General features: G+C 57.1%; 10 protein-coding genes and 3 pseudogenes. 7 read left to right on the top strand and 6 right to left on the bottom strand.

Going from position 1 to position 18035, the window contains the following annotated elements:
- Window positions 1-227: 227 nt before the first annotated feature.
- The 4 genes from NKH03_RS31510 to NKH03_RS31495 all read right to left on the bottom strand — a co-directional run bounded on the left by NKH03_RS31510 (window position 228) and on the right by NKH03_RS31495 (window position 9848).
- On the bottom strand, window positions 228-1382 hold the full coding sequence (locus tag NKH03_RS31510) for a M20 family metallopeptidase (protein ID WP_352972786.1): 1155 nt from the start codon (window positions 1380-1382) through the stop codon (window positions 228-230).
- A gap of 193 nt (window positions 1383-1575) precedes the next feature.
- Window positions 1576-4761 carry an acyltransferase domain-containing protein gene (locus tag NKH03_RS31505; RefSeq protein ID WP_352972784.1) on the bottom strand — a complete coding sequence of 1062 codons (3186 nt, stop codon included), beginning with the start codon at window positions 4759-4761 and terminating at the stop codon, window positions 1576-1578.
- The gene (locus NKH03_RS31500) at window positions 4758-9098 is read right to left on the bottom strand and encodes a beta-ketoacyl synthase N-terminal-like domain-containing protein (protein WP_352972782.1); all 4341 of its coding nucleotides are present in this window, start codon (window positions 9096-9098) and stop codon (window positions 4758-4760) included. The genes NKH03_RS31505 and NKH03_RS31500 overlap by 4 nt, the downstream gene beginning before the upstream one ends.
- A 492-nt stretch (window positions 9099-9590) precedes the next feature.
- Window positions 9591-9848, bottom strand: a complete 258-nt coding sequence (locus NKH03_RS31495; RefSeq protein WP_352972780.1) for a hypothetical protein — start codon at window positions 9846-9848, stop codon at window positions 9591-9593.
- Between the two features lie 591 nt (window positions 9849-10439).
- On the opposite strand from NKH03_RS31495, the gene NKH03_RS31490 reads away from it, so the two are divergent.
- The 6 genes and pseudogenes from NKH03_RS31490 (at window position 10440) to NKH03_RS35110 (ending at window position 16121) form a co-directional block, all read left to right on the top strand.
- Complete coding sequence (locus NKH03_RS31490; RefSeq protein ID WP_352972778.1) at window positions 10440-11471, top strand: D-alanine--D-alanine ligase family protein; 1032 nt, start codon at window positions 10440-10442, stop codon at window positions 11469-11471.
- A gap of 84 nt (window positions 11472-11555) precedes the next feature.
- A complete protein-coding gene (locus tag NKH03_RS35115; RefSeq protein WP_502913576.1) occupies window positions 11556-11774 on the top strand; it encodes a Y4oE-related protein in 219 nt (72 codons plus the stop codon).
- 285 nt (window positions 11775-12059) lie between these two features.
- A pseudogene (locus tag NKH03_RS31485) lies at window positions 12060-13179 on the top strand (IS110 family RNA-guided transposase).
- A 453-nt stretch (window positions 13180-13632) separates the two neighbouring features.
- Window positions 13633-14775, top strand: coding sequence for an ISNCY family transposase (locus tag NKH03_RS31480; protein ID WP_352604488.1), 1143 nt, complete (start codon window positions 13633-13635; stop codon window positions 14773-14775).
- A 49-nt stretch (window positions 14776-14824) separates the two neighbouring features.
- A pseudogene (locus NKH03_RS31475) lies at window positions 14825-15702 on the top strand (transposase); the annotation flags it as partial.
- A gap of 89 nt (window positions 15703-15791) precedes the next feature.
- Window positions 15792-16121, top strand: a complete 330-nt coding sequence (locus NKH03_RS35110; RefSeq protein ID WP_502913575.1) for a hypothetical protein — start codon at window positions 15792-15794, stop codon at window positions 16119-16121.
- A 3-nt stretch (window positions 16122-16124) separates the two neighbouring features.
- On the opposite strand, the gene NKH03_RS31470 is transcribed toward NKH03_RS35110, so the two are convergent.
- Together NKH03_RS31470 and NKH03_RS31465 are read right to left on the bottom strand one after the other, a co-directional pair.
- A complete protein-coding gene (locus NKH03_RS31470; RefSeq protein WP_352972776.1) occupies window positions 16125-16904 on the bottom strand; it encodes a transporter substrate-binding domain-containing protein in 780 nt (259 codons plus the stop codon).
- A 158-nt stretch (window positions 16905-17062) separates the two neighbouring features.
- On the bottom strand, window positions 17063-17221 hold the full coding sequence (locus tag NKH03_RS31465) for an SDR family oxidoreductase (RefSeq protein ID WP_502913574.1): 159 nt from the start codon (window positions 17219-17221) through the stop codon (window positions 17063-17065).
- A gap of 548 nt (window positions 17222-17769) precedes the next feature.
- Here NKH03_RS31465 and NKH03_RS31460 point away from each other — a divergent pair.
- Window positions 17770-18035 (top strand): annotated as a pseudogene (locus NKH03_RS31460) (IS3 family transposase); the annotation flags it as partial.

Genomic DNA, 18035 nt, shown 5'->3' with positions numbered 1-18035 from the left:
TGGGATTGCGGTCGACAAATCGCTGCCGTGCGTCGTTGAGCACGGAGTCGATATCAGCATTTCGTTTAAACGAGTCCGCAGTGGCCGACATTTGTTGAAAACTCCTACCCAGAAAAGTTGCAATTAAGATTACAAGTGGCCGACGAGGCGGACGACGTATTCGATTTCGGGGCCGGCGATGATGTCCCTCGCGATGCCTATACCTGGGAGGCGAGACATGTTGATCCTTACGATAGCCAGGCCGTGGCGACGTCTTGATAAATCTCAACTGCCTTCAGCACGTTGTCGACGGAAACGGATTCATCTGGCTGCCCACTCAGGCCGAGATCGCCGGGGCCGATGATGGCAAAGGGAACGGACAGCCCCTCCAGCAAGATAGCGCCGTCGCTGTAGTAAGACACACCCTTGATCTCCGGCTTGCGCATCCGGTGACGTGTGCAGACGTCACTGCATAGCTTGACGAAGCTCTCGTCTGGCAGACTTTCCACCGCGGGCTTAAAGTCAAGGATTCTTATGACGACATCCTCTGGTGCGATATTTTCCACGCGCGTTACAACTGCAAGGTGATCGACACCCGGAGGCAGTCGGATATCAATGTCAACGGTACAGCGGTCTGGAGTGAGGTTAATGGCAGAGCCTCCCTCGATCCGACCAACACGAATGGTCGGGCCGTCCAGAAGCGGATGCGGCGGGCAGTCCAATTCTAGAGAGTAGAGGCGGGTGAGGAACGAGTGGATCGCATCGATCGCGTTGATCCCAGGTTCGCCGGAGACGTGACCCAACCTACCCATGGCAGTAGCCCGCAGCCACAAAGCCGCCTTTTCAACGATAATGATATCGAGATCACTAGGCTCCCCGCAAAGAAAAGCGCCGATCTCCTCCTTTATACCCTGCTCGGCAAATCGGCGAGCACCAAGTAGATTTGAGCTTTCTCCTGCAGTAAATGCCAGGATCAGATCACCCTTCAGCGTTTCACGCTTATCCGCCAAGTTCCCTGCAGCTGCGATCATTGCTGCAAGGGCGCTTTTCATGTCGGTTGAGCCACGCCCGTATAGCCGGCCTTGCGCGATTTCGCCAGAGAACGGTGGCAGTCGCCATGGGGCGGTGCCGACAGGCACGGTGTCCATGTGGGACGAAAAGAGCAACGCGGGCTTTTCACCCGTTCCGCGAATTCTACTTAGGACATTTGCCCGACCAGGAAGGAATTCATCCAGTTCGGCCTCTATGCCGAGGGCGAGTAGTTCCGCGTGGACGAGTTTGGCGACCTCGATTTCACTACCCGGCGGATCGCAGCTGTCGATGGCCACGATCTGCTGTAGAAATCGAATGGGATCGAAATGCAATCTACTGAAGTGCGTCTCTTGTGCGGTTTCAATTGCCATCGGATATCCTTCATTTTGGGCAGAGAATGGCGGCAAACATTATGAAAGCCATACTCGCTGACCCAGCAGTGCTGCGCCAAGCTGACCCGTTCCCTGCTTTGTCCGGAATGCATAGTCACGGAATATCATCCGTGAAAGGGGTGGTCATCGCGCGCCAGTGTCATTTTGGCATCCGCCATACGGTGGGGTAGGCTCACAGTGGCCGGGCGGATAAGCTTGCGTGAGATACAAAGAGACGTCCGATCTCATCGATAGCCGGACTGCGAATCATCGAGAAATGGTCACCATTGACATAAAGGATCTCAACGTTGGGTTTTTCTTTTACACCGGTACCTGCTTGGATCGCGCGTAAGTTCTGCAAGAAGATCTCTTCGGTTATGCCGGTGACATTGTCCTGCCTAGGTAGGACCAGCGTCACGTGATAGTGGATTGGCGCGTAGATTTGAGCTGAAGCTGCGATGCGGCAATTCTTCTCGAATACCCGCTTCAATTCGCCGATCACGACGCCCTCTGCCTTAGAGGAGGGGGAGTCTGGCGCTGTTGGCTTACACCGGCTCATGTGCAGAAGTTGGTTGAAATCGTCATCGTCTATACGCGCGGTATGATGCGGGGACAATGATGGCGCCAAAAGGCCATCCATGGCGACAATCCGCTCAACCTCTCGGCCGCGACGTCCTACTTCCACAGCCAGGGAATATACGAGCATAGCTCCAAATGAGTGGCCTATTAGCACCAGTGGACCATTCGGCTGGTGTTGCTCGACTTCATCGGCCATCTGGCGGACAGCCCCTACGATATCGTCAGAAGTGCCGTCGTTGGGCGCGCCCAGACCGATCACATCGATGCTGGACTTGACTGAGTGGCGCAGTCCGGCCTCTCCCCCAACATGGCCGAAAATCCCTTCCACGAAAAAGATCTTCGGTCGGGGTTGCTCGGCCGTTGCGGGAGCAGCAAGCGCGGCCGACAGAAAAGGGAATTTACCGCTGCTCATCACTGCGAACTGGCGCTCGATCTCCTGGAGACTGGCACCGTCAGAAAGCAAGCTCAGTGGTATACGGGTATCGCTTAATTCTTCGAGTGCCAACCGAAGCTCGACCAACTGGAAGGAGTCAACACCGTTGTCGGACAAGGAACCGTTTATATCTAGCGACGCTTTATTTACGCCCAGGACCTCCGCCGCCGTCGACAGAACTGGCCTGTCAGGTTCTGTTAAATTATCAATGCCATGCGCTAGGTTGCTGGGGATAAGTCCGACGTCCCGCATCGTGCAGATCGGCCTTTGCTTAGCGTCGCGAAGGACGGCCTCGTGGCGTTTGCCATCAACCCGGGCCGAGATAGTTCCAGCATAGGCGAAACTTGCCGCGTCGCGTAGGCTGACCGAACCTATGCTGGCAGGGAGAAAGGCCGTTTCCTGCCCTGGAACCGCAAGCGCAAAGCTCGCCGCCTGCAACATCGCATTCAGGGCGGTGGTTAGTCCGGTCAATCCGGTGGCGCTGGAGAGCGCACAGAGCCGAGCATGAGCTGCCTTTTTGGTACGCCTACTACTCTCAATCCGCTTGTACTGTGGACCATATTCCAGCCCCTGCCGGACAAATTGTGCATAGAGGCTTTCAGAGGCATCGGTCTTACCGCGTTGCCCCATATCCGAATGTTCAGCTTCATCAGGCCAACTTGCGATAGAGTCTACCACAACGGCCAAAGCATTAAGCGTCCAAGTCTCTTCTTTCCCTATCGTCTGAGAATAAAGCGCAACCCTTGGCCGATCGCCACTTTCGACCTGAATGCCAATCCGACATCTGCTTTCGGCCGTGTTCAAAACGATAGGCGCTTCAAAAACCACATCATTCAGCTGATTCTCAGTGACGTGGCCTAGGTCGGAAAGGAAATCGAAAATCATCGCCAGCATTCCAGCTCCGGGAACTACATAGGCGTCGTTCACCCGATGCTGCTCAAACCAAGCGGCTTCCTGCGGAGATATCTCGAACGTCGTGGTCTTGCGGATGGTCCCTTTGCCGAGAGGTGGCAGCGAGGCCGCGTGTTGTCTAGGGACCTGCATGCGAAACGCAGTGCTGCCGATTTCACTCTGGATGAACCGGTAAGTCGGCATCGGGACGAGCAAACCACGTTCGGTGTTGTTAAGCTTATGCCAGGGCAGAGCATAGCCCGCCGCAAACAAATCAGCGATTTTCTCCGCAACTGGATTGTCAGGACGACCGATCCCCGCCACCACACCGAATTCAGCTCGGACATTGCGCTCTGCAATTGTGCGAGTAAAGGCGCTCAGCGCCTGTCCAAGGCCGATCTCAAGGAAAATTGGCGCCTCAATCCGGTCCAACACACGCTCCACCCCTGCAATAAAATCAACGCAAGATCGCATTTGCGTAGCCCAGTAATCTCGTGTGAATGGCTCACCTGTATGCGCGGAACAGGTGGGGAAAATCGGAATAAAAGGAGTCTTGGGCGCGAGAATGGGACCTCTAACTCGCAAAGCTTGCGACGCTGGCGCCATAATCGCGGTGTGAAAGGCATTGGCAACTTTGAGCCGGTGGTGCCTTAGCCTATTCTCTGCACAATAATTCGCGAGGACCTCAAATGCAGCCTCTCGGCCCGCCACAACCGTCCGGTCAGGACAATTCTTGCAAGCAACTTCGACACCAAACCTCTGTAGCGGAGTCTGCAATGACTCAGCATCGGCGTCCACTTGACACATGAAGCCCTTCTCAGGCACCTGTTCCATTTCCACCGCGCGTGCGACGATCAGATCGAGTGCCTCGTCCTGAGCAAGCACGCCGGCAGACACTGCGGCAGCGATTTCGCCGACGCTATGCCCAACAAGCCCGGCTGGTCGAATTCCACATGACAGCCACAAAGCGCCGAGCGACAGTTCAACAGCAAAAACGAGCGCCTGATCATGGATCGTATTTGATCGATCACAGACGAAACCATTATTGCCCTCTTTCGGGAGCAACGCGCCAATCTTTTCGGCAAAGAGCCTTTGGCCCAGGCGGGACCGAAAGCCGTCGAGAATCTCGTTGAAACGGTCCCGAAATACCTCGATGCCGTTCAGATGCCCGATGATATTCCAGTTCAGCTGCATTCCCTGCCCCGGAAACATCCAGACCAGATTCGAAGAACTTTGCCCATCGGGAAGCTGCTTCATCGGTTCGCCGGAGTGGACACTGCAACTGTCCTCATTTCTATAAATTATGCCTCGGCATGGACTGAAATGATGTCGCCCACGCGACAAGGTTTCGACCAAGTCGGGCTTATTGCGGTTGATCCCTTGCAAGAGAAACTGTTTAAGTGCAGCCGCATTGGCCTTAAAGGCTGGGACCGATTTAGCCGATAGTGGAAGGATCGTGCCGATTGCCTGTGTCATGTTACTGGCTCCCTCGATCGTCTGCCATGTACACGTTGCAAAATGATGTGCGCATTTGTGCCCCCCATCCCAAATGCACTTACGCCACCGAACAGCGAGTTGGAGAGACCGAGCGGCACCGGGCGGCTTGACACTTGGATGGTGTCATCGGGCGGTAGCCGCGGGTTTAGTTCGCGGAAATGGCAGGTGCCTGGAAAGACCGCGTGATATAAACTTAGGCAGGATTTGATGAATCCAGCGACCCCAGCTGCTTCGTCGAGATGCCCTATGTTGCCTTTGATGGAGCCAACCAAGCACGGCGCATCCCGTTTGGCTCTCTTCAGACTCTGCCTAATGGAACTCCATTCGACGGCGTCTCCAAGGACTGTACCGGTACCGTGTGCCTCGACAAAACTAAGCGCATTGGGACCCAAGCCTGCATTGCGCAAAGCCTGCGTGATTACATCAGCCTGCCCCTCGGGGCTTGGTGCGGCAAAGTTCATCCTGCGGCTGCCGTCATGGTTGACCGCGCTACCGGCGATGTTTGCATAAATTGTGTTGCCATAATGGATAGCATCGCTGCTCCTTTTCAGTACAACGAGCCCGCCACCGTTTCCAAACACGGTTCCGTCGGCTTCAGCATCGAAGGGGCGACAAAGACCTTTCAGGCTGCGGACCGATCCTTCGACATAGTCGTACCCAGTCGGCTGAGGCCAAATCACCGAAATGCCACCGGCCAGTGCGATATCGCATTCATCGTTCAGCAGTGCTTGCCGGGCGTAGTGAATTGCCGCCAACGACGTCGCGCACGCCGCCTGAATCGTGACGCTCGGTCCCGTGAGGCCAAGGCGATAAGAAACCGTGGATGTCAGGTAGTTTCGGTCGTTGCCGAGCCGTTGCTGTAGCGTGTTGTCCTCGCGAAAACAGGCATCGGTCCTGCTTTTGCGCAAGGGCTCGAGTTCATTCATTAAATACGTACTGAGCCCGGCACCCGCGAACAGTCCAATGCGGGTATCGGCTCCGTAGCCGGCATCACCGGAATGTTCAAGCGCTGACCAGCATAATTCGAGAAAAATCCGTATCTGCGGATCGGTCCTGTATGCTTCAGCCGGAGAGAGCCCAAAGAATTCGTAGTCAAATGAATCCACGTTTTCGAGCCGCCCGAAGCTTGGAACAAAGTATCTGGAACCTTCTTCTTTCGCCTCCTCTTTGGTTGCGTCGTCGTCGTCCTTCGTGATCAGACAACGCCCACCCGCAAGATTCTGCCACAGGGCCTCCGTTGTTAGGGCCCCGGGGAACCGACCGGCCATGCCGACGACGCTGACGTGGTCGTTTCGCCCCTCGAATCGCACGGGAGCGGGGGCATCGAACTTGACTGGACTCTTGGTTCTCTCAAGGTGTTTCTCCAGCGCGGCAACGGTGGGAAAGCGATAAAAATCGGCTACCGTCAAATCCGGAAAGGTGCCGGCAAGCTCCAATTCAAGCGACATGAGCTCAAGAGAATCGAAACCAATTTCGCTGAAACGGCTAGACGCTGTGAACCTCGCGTCGGGCACTAGCTTGCGAATGGCTGCCGCCACCTTCATGTCATCGGGTGCTGCTTCTTGGTCTAGGACGGACAAGGATGTCTCTCCAACACCTATCTCAGCAGCGCGGCGTTCGAGTGACGGGTAATTTATCTTGCCGTTCTTCAGACGTGGCATCTCGGCTAACTTCGACACCCGGCAACGGAACTGACGTCCGAGTTTGCCTACGACGTAATCAACCAGATCGTCCGACGGCGGCTCCGGAAATTTAGGTTCGCATGTGAAAAAGACGCGAGGCTCCTGTCCAAACGCAGTTGCATGCGGAGCAATTGCAGCAGCATCTAGAATGTCTTCGCGCTGACGAAGGACCAATTCTATCGCCTCCAACGAAATCCGGTTGCCACGCAGTTTGACTATCCGATCGCTGCGTCCCACCAAATGAATATTGCCGTCGTCATCCACAAACCCAATATCACCCAACACTGTCGGCGCTGAGAACCCATGCCCCGAGTCGATCGGGAACTGGACCGCCAGGTTGCCAGCCACGCCCGCCGGAAGTGGTTCGTTCCGGCAGCCTAATATAGAAACCTTTGTTCCTGCGATCGGCCGGCCAACATGGGGCCGGTCTGGCCAAGCATCGGATGCCCCTCCGAGGACATGGGCGGTTATGTCCTGGGTTTCTGACATGCCATAATGGTTGACGAGGGTCGCGCCTGTCTTAGCGAACCAGCGCCGAACATTGTCACTGATCTCTAATGTCGCGCCGGCAACAATGACCATTCGCAATTCCCGGCAAGGCAGGTTCTGTTCCAACGCTGCGTTGACCGCTCCTTCCAGCAGCACCGTTGGGAGGTAGATTCTGTCCAACGCCATTTCGTTCACGAACGACGCGAGCGCGCCTGGGCTCGACCTTAAATTCGCCCCCGCGAAGACGAGGGTGCGCCCTCCAGCCAGCGTCGCATAGATTTCGTGATATGCTATATCGTGCACAAGCGACGACAGCTGAGCCATGCGGTGTGCCTCGGGCAGCCTGTCGAGATGCCATTTCACCAGTTGGTCCAATTGTGCAGCCGGAAACCGGATAACCTTTGGTTCTCCTGTGGATCCTGAAGTCATGACTGCATAGGCGTCAAACTTTGGGGATGGGACCCGCTCTCGTGACCCGACCAGAAGGCGAAAACCTGCAACCGGCGTGTCGCAAGGAGCGAACCCCTCCGGCCGATCGAAATCCTGAAACGCCTCCTCGGTCACCAGGATCGCCTCCGCACCTGTCCTTTCCAATTGCTTTAGGTGCAAATGGCTGTCGTTTTCATCCAGCCGAAGAAAACACCCGCCTGCCATATTCACCCCGACAAGAGCCGTGATTTCCTTAGCCTCGCGCGGACCCGCATAAGCGACCGTCGGATTGCCCCCACCGATCTGTCGCTGAATATGGCTGGCCAATTGATCCGCAATGCGGATTAGTGACAGGTAGGAATAGCTGTCGCGTTGACCTTGTATCGCCTCACGCTCTGGGTTGCCATCGGCTTGCTGGCGCAATGCGGCCAGAAAAAATGGCGTCATAGTTTCGTTAGTTCCGGTGAGGTCAACCAGGTCCTTCGGACGGGCTGCAATGGGCTGTTTTGGTAGCAGGTAGGCTTTCATGCGGCCTGCCAGATAATCGAGCGAACTCTGGTTCATCAGGCCATTGGCAGCCTCTAGCCGGCAAATCAGCCGTCCGGAAGCGTCATGCCAATGATTGGCGACCATCAGGTACGGTGTGGGGGATGGCGCCGGCTCGAAGACTCGTGCGATCGATGGGCTGGAGAAGCCGAAAATCCGACGCCGCACCAAGACAACATCGAACAGATTGTCAGCCCGGCCCAATTCCGCAAAACCGGGCGAGGCAGCAATTTCCTGGTACGGAACGCGCCCGATGCGGGTTGAGAGTTCCACCTGCGCCAGTGCCCATTGCGGCACTTGGCCGAAACTGGTCCCAAAACAGCGGCCTTCAATCAATGGCGGTATCAGTGCCAATCCTGGACTTCCGAAATAGCCGAATTCCGAACAGCTATCGGGAACGCAATCCTGAGGAATAGCGACGATAATCTGCTCGTTATTCAACAGATTTGCGGTCGCGAATTGCAATGCGGCCAAAAGACCCGCCTCAGTTTCGTCATGGCCCCAACTTTGCTCATCTGGTGCAATGACAAACTCACTCAAAGTCGGTTGCGGAGTGCCAATGTAGTGGAACCTACCGCGCAGATCGCCCAGATCGATGACGTCATCAGCGAGGCGCGACACCGCTTCCCAATCGACTTTCGTTGACGGCTCTGCCAAAGGGACTCCGACCAGGGTGCCGTGGTCCCTCTCGATCTTGGTTTGGCCCGAAAGGCTTTGCAGGAATAACAGTAATGATCGATCCCCATCGCAGATTATGTGATGAAACATGCAGAAAAGATAGCTATTGCCTTCACACTGGACAAGTTGCACTCGCCAAGGGAAGCGATCTATTAGTCCAGAAGGCTGCCTTATAAACTCCAGATACAGATCAGTAAGTTTCTTTACCGATTCGCAGGCTCTCTCTGGGAGAACAACCTCTTTTAGGAAGTCAGATCCTACTTGGCGTAGCCAAACATAACGCCCGTCACGGCGAACAAGCCTCGTATTTAGGAAGACGTGCTGCGGTATAATAGGGATCAGCGCTTCATGCAGCTGCCGGGTCGACAATCGGGTCGTCATTTCTATTGCGCAGCATATGTTGAGATCCTTGCGCCGCGGATCAAGCCCGTCGAGAAAGCACATCCGCTCCTGCGATGAATTCAACGCAAATTCTGCAACTTCATGTTTCACGTTGCGCCTCCAATCACGCTGCACATGACCCGCTGCCTTTCGGCGGGGCAGCTACAATCACCTCGCAAAGAGATCACGCAAAACTGATGCCATTCGCGTTGATCTGGCGGAAGGAGGGCTTTACGCGGTTTATTCAGTAACTTAGCGCAAGCACCATGGGAGATTGTGCAATATGTGTTGTGTCGACGATCCGACAAGCCGGTAGCACGTGTCGCACACCGCTTGACCCTGTGCATGGAAGCAATTCTGCCGGATCAGCGACAGCACATCCGTGGAAAGCGCGCGCCGCTTTGACCCGCGCAAGCGGTTCCATCAGGAGTCTAGCCGAAGCCAGGCTTGACACTCATCGCCCCATACAGGTGTAGCTCTGCGGTAGCGCAGCCGCTCGCGAGCGCACGCTCAACAGCGTCGTAAATGCTATGAGGGAGCGGCGAGGGTATAGTATCCTTTGGCGCTGTCGAACCAACCAAAAGGAGCGCCCCCATGTCGCAATCATTTGACGCGACCCGGCTGGACGATGCGGAAGTTCAAGCGCTTCCGGGCTGTGCGGCGCGACAATGAATGTGCGAGCTTCTCATCAGAGTTGATTGTCGCCGCGCAGCTGCTATCGCGCGGGATGCCTTGGAGCTGCTGTTCACTGGGCGGCAGATGGACTGTGATGAGGCGCTGCGCCTCGGGCTGCTCAACAAGGGTGGCGCCGCGCGGCAGCTTGCAGGGAGCGACGCGGCTCGCGCAGCGAATTGCGGCCAATGCGCCTCTCTCGGTTCTTAAGGTGAAGGAGACTTCACTAAGAAGCTGGGCATGCCCCCTTTCGCGGGATTGCGACAGAATGTTGGTACCGATCCCTATTCGAGCGAAGATCGCCCAGAGGGAGCTTTGGCTTTCCTGGAGAAACGAGCGCCCCGCTTTGGCGGCCGCTGAGCCTGATTACTTAACTCGCCTGACATGATGCCGACCCTAACCAAATCAGGGTGGGGGCGAGTTGGAAGGCGTGGCTCTGTGCCTGGGAAAGATCGGACATTTGGAAGCTTCATCTTTGGAGCGGGCCATTCCCGCCTGATGGCTCCGACAGTGTCCCGCGACCGGGCGCGATCACTGCGTACGAAGACGAAGCGGCGGCACCTTTGGCCAACTCACCACGCCAGCGGGACATGATCGTATTCGGTTGAAGACATTTCCGTTCGAATCCCGACATACTGAGGCGCAAGTATTCGGCCGTTGCGGCTCGGGACATATGGCTTTGCCCTTCTTGCTCGCACAATCTCTTAGGTGGGCACGCCAATTGCATGGGGGGTGAAGAATCCGTTTTGACTTTAGCGGTCCCCGTTCGAGGAGATACATGTGCGAGTAGGCATCGTTTGCAACCATGATTATACGGGCGTTATCAACCGTTTCGGTCAGTCCCGTCCGGAGGTCGAAGACCTAAAGGCGGTCGAAAGTGTGGTGGCGGCATTGCAAGAGGGCGGCCACGAGACGCTGCTGTGCGAAGGCGATAAGGGACTGCTCGCTAGGCTCGAGCGGTTCATGCCAACCGATCCGCAAGCCCGTCCCTCGGGAATCGTTCTAAATATGGCGTACGGAATTCAGGGCGAGTGCCGTCTCACCCACGTTCCGGCCATGCTCGAAATGGCGGGCATCCCGTACACCGGATCAAGCCCAATCGGGCACGGGCTGGCGCTCGACAAGGTCATCACTAAGAAGCTTATCCGCGATTGTGGCGTACCGACGCCGAACTTTCGCACAATGCATAACGGGACTGAAAGTACCGGCGACCTGCTATTCCCATTAATAGTGAAGCCGCGTCACGAATACAACAGCTTCGGAGTGCAACTCGTGCATAATCCCGCTCAGTTGAGGCAGGCCGTAGAAGTGATCGTCACTCAATATGCGCAGGATGCGCTCGTGGAAGAATACATCGAGGGGCGAGAAATCACCGTCGCACTGCTTGGAAACGAAGATCTCGAGGTGTTGCCTCTGGTGGAGCGCGACTTCGGTGATCGCGAAACGCATTTTGCCACATGGGAAGAGACGCCGCACGGGATTTGCCCGACACGAATCGGCAGCAAGGTTGCGGCGAAGGTGCGAGGCATTTCAGTTGCGACCTTCCGTGCATGCCAGTGTCGGGACTATGCCCGCGTCGACATTCGGATCGACCGCTCCGGCCAGCCCTTTGTCCTAGAGATCAACTCCATGCCGGTACTCGGTAAGGGCTCCCTTTATACTCAGGCCGGGATGGTCGCCGGATACAGCCTCTCAAGCCTGGTCAACCGCATCCTCGATGTTTCTCACACACGGTGTTTCGGAATCGGCATGCCGAGGAACGCGCGCGGAGAACAGGGCAGTCGCTCTGCAGTTTATACGGTCTCCCATTGATCAGAACCCTTTTGCCGGTGCCGTCACCTTAGCTTGGCATGAAGCGGGCGGAGGTTCGATGGCCGTTTTCACGTAGGCGTCGGCATGGCAATCCGGGTCCACGTTCCATGGGGGCCCTTCGAAGCCGCGATGTTGGCCAGCCGCCGCACTCGACCTGTATGGCAGAACGCGGCCACTGCTGCAGCTCATTGCGCCCTGACGGCCCGCTCCGATGGTCGCGATCGCGACTACCGCTTTTGGTCTGAAGTTTTCTCGAAGCTGACCGACGGGAAATCTCTAGGCACTCAGTTCGCAACTAGTTAGTTTCCGCCCATAAACGCCAAACCATTGATCTTATTGCTTAAATCGTGATTTGCGAAGGCAAGGCCCGGCGGTTTCAGGTACACTTTGGTTTCATGCCACTGATTCCAAAGCACAATCTGTAACCGCCGGAGCCGACAATGCGACAAGAACGCACCGTCCAAGCCAGATCCTATGAGGAGGGTGGATAGCGACCTGCGCTGTGGCAAAGTGAGGTCGCTGAATCAACACCTTACCCTGGAGGCAAGCATGCCCGTTGCAGCTCACTAATCCGAAGCGCCGACCGCTATCCGTACCGATCTTGGCGCAATCTTCGTCTCATTGGAATTGAGCCGCTCGAAATGGTTGATCACCTCGCTGTCGCCGGGTGGCGGCGAAAAGATGTCGAAGCATTCGGTGGTGGCCGGCGACGTCGCCGGACTGCTGGCGCGATTTGCCGAGCTCAAGAGGAAGGCGCAGGCCCGGGCCGGGCAGTGCTTTCCGATCATCGTGATCCAGGAGGCCGGGCTCGATGGCTTTTGGATCCATCGCGTGTTGGAGGCCGAAGGGATCGAAAGTCACGTCGTCGATCCGGCGTCGATTGCGAATTCGCGCCGGCGCCGCCGCGCAAAGACCGACAAGATCGACGGTGAGGCGCTGGTCCGGGCGTTGCTGGCCTACAAGCGAGGCGAGCCACGTGTGTGTGCGATGCTCCGGGTGCCGGCGCCCGAGGAGGAGGACCGTCGCCGCATCACGCGCAAGGCCTTTGACGAACGAGCGCGTGCGCCACGTCAACCGCGTCAAAGGCCTGCTGTTCGCCCAGGGCGTATCCGGTTATGAGCCGCTGCGCCGCGACCGGCGCAAGCGACTGGAGGCGCTCCAGACCGGCGACGGCCGACCCTTGCCGGCACATCTGCAGGCGCAGGTCGGCCGGGAACTCGACAGGCTCGAACTGCTGCTGGAGCAGATCAAGGCTGTCGAGGTCGCGCGCGATGCCATGCTTGCTGACGTGCCGGTCGTCTCGCCGGCACCGGCGATGCTGCTCGACCTGAAGGGCATCGGGCCGGAGTTTGCCGCCGTCTTGTGGTCGGAGGGGCTGTCACGTCACTTCGACAACCGACGACAGGTTGCCGCCTATGCGGGCCTCGCGCCGACACCGTGGCAGAGCGGCTCGGTGGATCACGACCAGGGGGTATCGAAAGCCGGCAATCCAAGGCTGCGAACGACGCTGATCCAGACGGCCTGGCTGTGGCTGCGCCATCAACCGCGATCGGCGCTCACCTTGTGGTTCCAGGACCGGGTCAAACACAAGGGCGGCCGTCTGAAGAAGGCGGCGATTGTTGCGCTCGCCCGCAAGCTGGTCGTCGCGCTGTGGAAATACGTCAGCGCCGGCGTCGTCATCGAGGGCGCGGTCATGAAGACCGCCTGATGCGTTAGCCGAACTGAATTCTGCAAATCTTCCAGGACCCGATCCTGGTGGGACGAGCCGAGAATATGCGTGGCCCTGAAATGGCCGTAAGCCAGAATGGTCTCGTCCTCCTGAGCCCTTGTCCGCCGCAAGCGGGATGTTGGTGCCGCTGTCTCAAACAGCGACCGTATATAAGTTGGATCTGGCTTGGCAACGAGCCGCGTCTTGCAATCGGACTCAGACCGTGGATGCCGCAACAACCGACGGAAAGCAAAAATGTCACCCTGACGACAGTTCCGCATTGACGCTCCTGATATAAGCATATTCGATCTTTTCGCCGCGCACGAGATCGGTCACGAGTTGTGTCGGTAGCACACGATATGTCCGGTTTAGGTAGCACACGATCTGTCCGGTAAGTCTTGACCTTTAAACGGGGTCAGGATGCGCCGGTCGGAAGCCAATCAAGGTGTGCGAATGATCAAGTTCCGAGACGTATTGAGCCGCTATGAAGCTTTGGAGTTCAACCAGATGGAGGCTGCGCAGTTGCTGGGTCTGAGCGAGCGAACCTTCCGGCGCTGGTGCTGCCGGTATGAAGAGGCTGGGGAGGCCGGCTTATTGGACCGGCGTCTTGGCAAGGCGTCTGGCAAACGGGTTCCGCTGGACCGGGAGTTTGAGGTCGAGACACTCTACCGGACGCGCTACAGCGGGTTCACGGCCAAGCATTTCCACGAACTTCTGGTGCGCGATCATCGGTTCAGCTGGAGTTACACCTGGACGAAGGCGTTCCTGCATTCGAAAGGCCTTTTGACCAAGGCATCCCGGCGTGGAGCACACCGGCGCAAGCGGCCGCGCCGACCCTTGCCGGGGATGATGCTGCATCAGGATGGCTCGCGCCACATCTGGCTCGGCGGCCAACCGGCGCTCGACCTCATCGTCACGATGGACGATGCGACGAACACCATCTATTCGGGCTTTCTGACCGAGGAAGAAGGGACGGCTTCGACGTTTCGGGCTTTGGAGGAGGTGTTTGGCGGCCATGGTCTGGCGTTGAGCCTCTATACGGATCGAGGCAGCCACTATTTCTATACGCCGCAGGCTGGTGGAAAAATCGACAGGACAAACCTGACCCAGGTCGGTCGCGCGTTGGCTCACCTTGGCGTCGAGCATATCGCGGCCTATTCGCCGCAGGCACGCGGTCGTTCGGAGCGGGTTTTCCAAACCTTGCAAGACCGGCTGACGAAAGAGCTGGCGTTGGCCGGGATCGCCACCATAGAGGAGGCCAACAGCTTTCTGCGCGACGTTTATATTCCGGCCCACAACAAGCGCTTCGCCGTCAAGCCCGAACAGGAAGGCTCAGCCTTCGTCGCCATTCCCGGCGTCGATCTGGGCGAGATCCTGTGCATTCAGGAGGAGCGCCAGGTCGGCAACGACAATTGTGTCTCGTTCAATCGGCTGAAGCTGCAAATTCCCGAAAGCCCGCTGCGGCCCCATTTCGTCAAGGCGACAGTCAAGGTGCGCCGCTATCATGACGGCGCCTATGCAATCTTCCACGGGCCTCGCTGTCTGGGCCGCTACGACCACAATGGAATAGCCGTACAGACACAAAAAGCCGCTTGAACCCGCTCGGCGGCCAGCAGAACAAAACCAGAAGCAGCGGACAACTCGTGTGCTACCTAAACCGGACAACTTAATTCGCTATCGACAGATCGGTCACGAGTTGAAGGCAATGTCGCAATGGCTGGATGAGCATCGCGACCTTCTTGGCTTGGTGGCGCGCGATTTGGGCCGGTCGACGTCAAGGCCACCGGACGGCAGGGCCTACCTGCTGAAGCGGTCTTGCGTTGCGCGCTTCTCAAGCAATACCGGCAGTTGACCTATCAGGAGCTGGCATTTCATCTGGAGGACTCGGCATCGTTCCGGGCCTTTGCCCGCCTGCCGTGGTCCTGGAGCCCGCGGAAGTCGGTGCTGCAAAAGACGATCAGCGCGATCCGGCCCGAGACCTGGGAGAGATCAATCGGGCGCTGCTGTCGAATGCCCGTCAGGCAAAACTGGAAGATGGTGCGGTCGTGCGGCTGGACAGCACTGTGACCTCGGCACTCATGCACGACCCGAGCGACAGCAGCCTGCTGTGGGACGCTGTGCGGGTCATGGTGCGCCTATTGAAGCAGGCTGATGCCTTGGCCGGTGGCGCCGGCCTGGAATGGCGCGATCATTGCCGCGCGGCCAAGAAGCGCGCCCGCAAGATCCAGTTCACACGCGGCCGACCCGACCGCGTCCAACTCTTCCGTGAACTGATCGCGATCGCCTGCGCGACCTTGGCCTATCTGAAGCAGGCGCCGGAACGATTGGCCATGGCGAGCACTCCGCTCGTCGAACTCTGGCAAGCCCAACTCTGTCACTATCGGCCGCTGATCGAGCAAATCATCGCACAGAGTGAGCGGCGAGTGCTGGCCGGCGAGCCAAGTGCCGGCCGGCGACAAGCTGGTCAGCCTGTTCGAGCCCCATGCCGATATCATCGTCAAAGGCAGCCGCGACACCGAATACCGGCTTCTCCTTCGAGCCCATGTTCCGCGTCAGCATTCCCGCTTCCGACGGCACCGCATTCAATCTCGAAAAAAGACAGGTTCGAGTTCTTGGCAGAGCATTTCGGATTGGCCCCTTCGGACTTCGGACGCGAGTTCCGCACCGGAAGCGAACGGTTCCGGATCACTGGCATCGATCCAAGGCGGCCACGCTACCGATCTTCGCTGAGCGAATTCCCGACCACAGAGGCTTCAAATTTGCCGCCGAAAACATCGCAAGGCTGCTCCAAGCCAAGGAAAACAAGCCATGAAGTTCTCGGAATGTTCCGCAAACTGGCGAAAATCGCAGCTTCAGGCCGATTAGGCCAATACAGAAACCTGGAGCAGGCTACGAGCAGCGAGACTGCTCGTAGCTTCCCACCTGTCCTGCACCGCCGCTAACAACTATTTATTGAGAATGTTTCGGCCGAACCATCTCTGGGAAATCTTGTCGTATTCCCCATTCTCAACGATGGTGTCGAGAGCGGTCTTCAGCCTCGGAGCCCAGTTATCACCTTTACGAAGCATGAAACCTTGCCCAACCCCGAAGTATTCGGGATCATTGATGCTCGGCCCAACTATCTTATAGGCACCTGGCCGCTTCTTGACGTAACCGTAGAATAGCTGATTTTCATCACCGAATACAGCGTCGACGCGCCCTGTATCCAAGTCAAGGATAGCATCATTGATCTGCTCATAGGGTTGGACGGTCATGAACTTCGCGAACTTATCGCCGCTGTATTTGACAATGGCCGCCGCGCTCTTCTCGATTCCCAAAGTCTTGCCCCTCAAACTGGCCTCGCTTCCGTCTATCGAAGAGTTCGGGTTGACCATCAAACGAAACGTTGGCCTGATGTAGGGTCCCACCATCGTGAACTTCTCAAGCCGCTCCTTCGTCATGGCAAAGGTGTTGATCAGAACGTCGATTTGTCCTGCCTGTAGCGCTGCGCTCTCGCCATTGCCCGCGATCGCTTGAATGTCACATACCACATCCATAGCTTTGCAAAGCGCGTTGGAAATTTCGAAGTCGAAGCCGTTGAGTTTGCCGTCGGCAGTCTGAAACGAGAATGGTTCAAAAAGGGGATCCATTCCTACTTTCAGGGTATCCTTTGCGCTTGCAGCTTGGGCATTTAGCGCAAAACTCCCGATAACGGCAAGGATCATTAACAGCTTTTGTATTTTCATTTGCAGTTCCTCTCTTTCGTGATGTTGTGGTAATGCCGCATCCTCGCGAGATCCCCATGGTTTCCTTCTTCCTTGACTTGGTAAAATCGAATGGAAGCTATGCGCGTTCACCGTTCCTGTGTTGCCGTCGTTGGAAGGTCAGATCATCGATAGCACTCTCACGTGGAAATCCACCAATGACCCATCCTCAGTCGACCGCGAGGAACCGCGAGGACTTGGCCCGTAATGAATGGAGCCTTATCTGATGCCAGGAACCGAACAGCCCGCGCCACATCTTGCAGTTTACCCGCCCTTCTCATAGGAGATCCATCGATCATCACGTGCCGGTCAAAGGTATCTCCTCACTAAGAATGAGTTGTTCCACGACGGAGCCTTTTGTTGCACCGGCTTCGCTCTTGTGCAGAGCCGCTAACTCGACCACTTGCAAATGTTGTTTTTGCCTCGGTGGAACAATAGTCCTCTACAAAGTCGTGAAAAGCGAGATTATCGAATTAATCTATTCATACTGCCACTGAGTGTGCAGTGAATTCCCACGCCAGTCGAGGTACGCGCGCGTCGCAAACGGCGTGACTCGCTTCACACTTGATCCTGGCCACGGAAACAGGACAGCAGTCTCGGTCGTGTCCCGCCGCGTGGTGTAGGTCGGCGGTAGCCAAGCCGCTCGCGAGCGCGCCCTCAACAGCGCTGTAGATGCTATGGGCGGCGGCGAGCGTGTGGCACCCTCGACGCTGTTGAGCAGCTACCTAAGGAGCGCCCCATGTCACCATCCTTTGATGGAAGCAAATCCCTTGCTGATCTGATCCCCAGAAACTGGACCGTTCAGAATTGGAGTTTTCCGCTCCCGGCTGGGAGAGGAGCGGAAGCGATGAAAGCATCGAAGTTTTCGGACGCGCAGAAGGCGTTCATTCTGAAGCAGGGAGCGGATGGGTTTCCTGTGGCGGAGATCTGCCGGAGGGCCGGGATCAGCCAGGCGACCTATTTCAACTGGAAGAAAGAAATATGACGGGCTGCTGCCGACAGAGATGAAGCGGCTGAAGCAACTCGAGGACGAGAACGGCAAGCTCAGAAAGCTGGTCGCCGACCTGTCGCTGGACAAGGAGATGCTGCAGGACGTGATCCGCCGAAAACTGT

The organism is Mesorhizobium sp. M1406 (assembly GCF_040317555.1).
Taxonomy (GTDB): Bacteria; Pseudomonadota; Alphaproteobacteria; order Rhizobiales; family Rhizobiaceae; genus Mesorhizobium.
The sequence above is the reverse complement of the archived record's forward strand: the minus strand, read 5'-3'. Positions and strand labels throughout refer to the sequence as shown.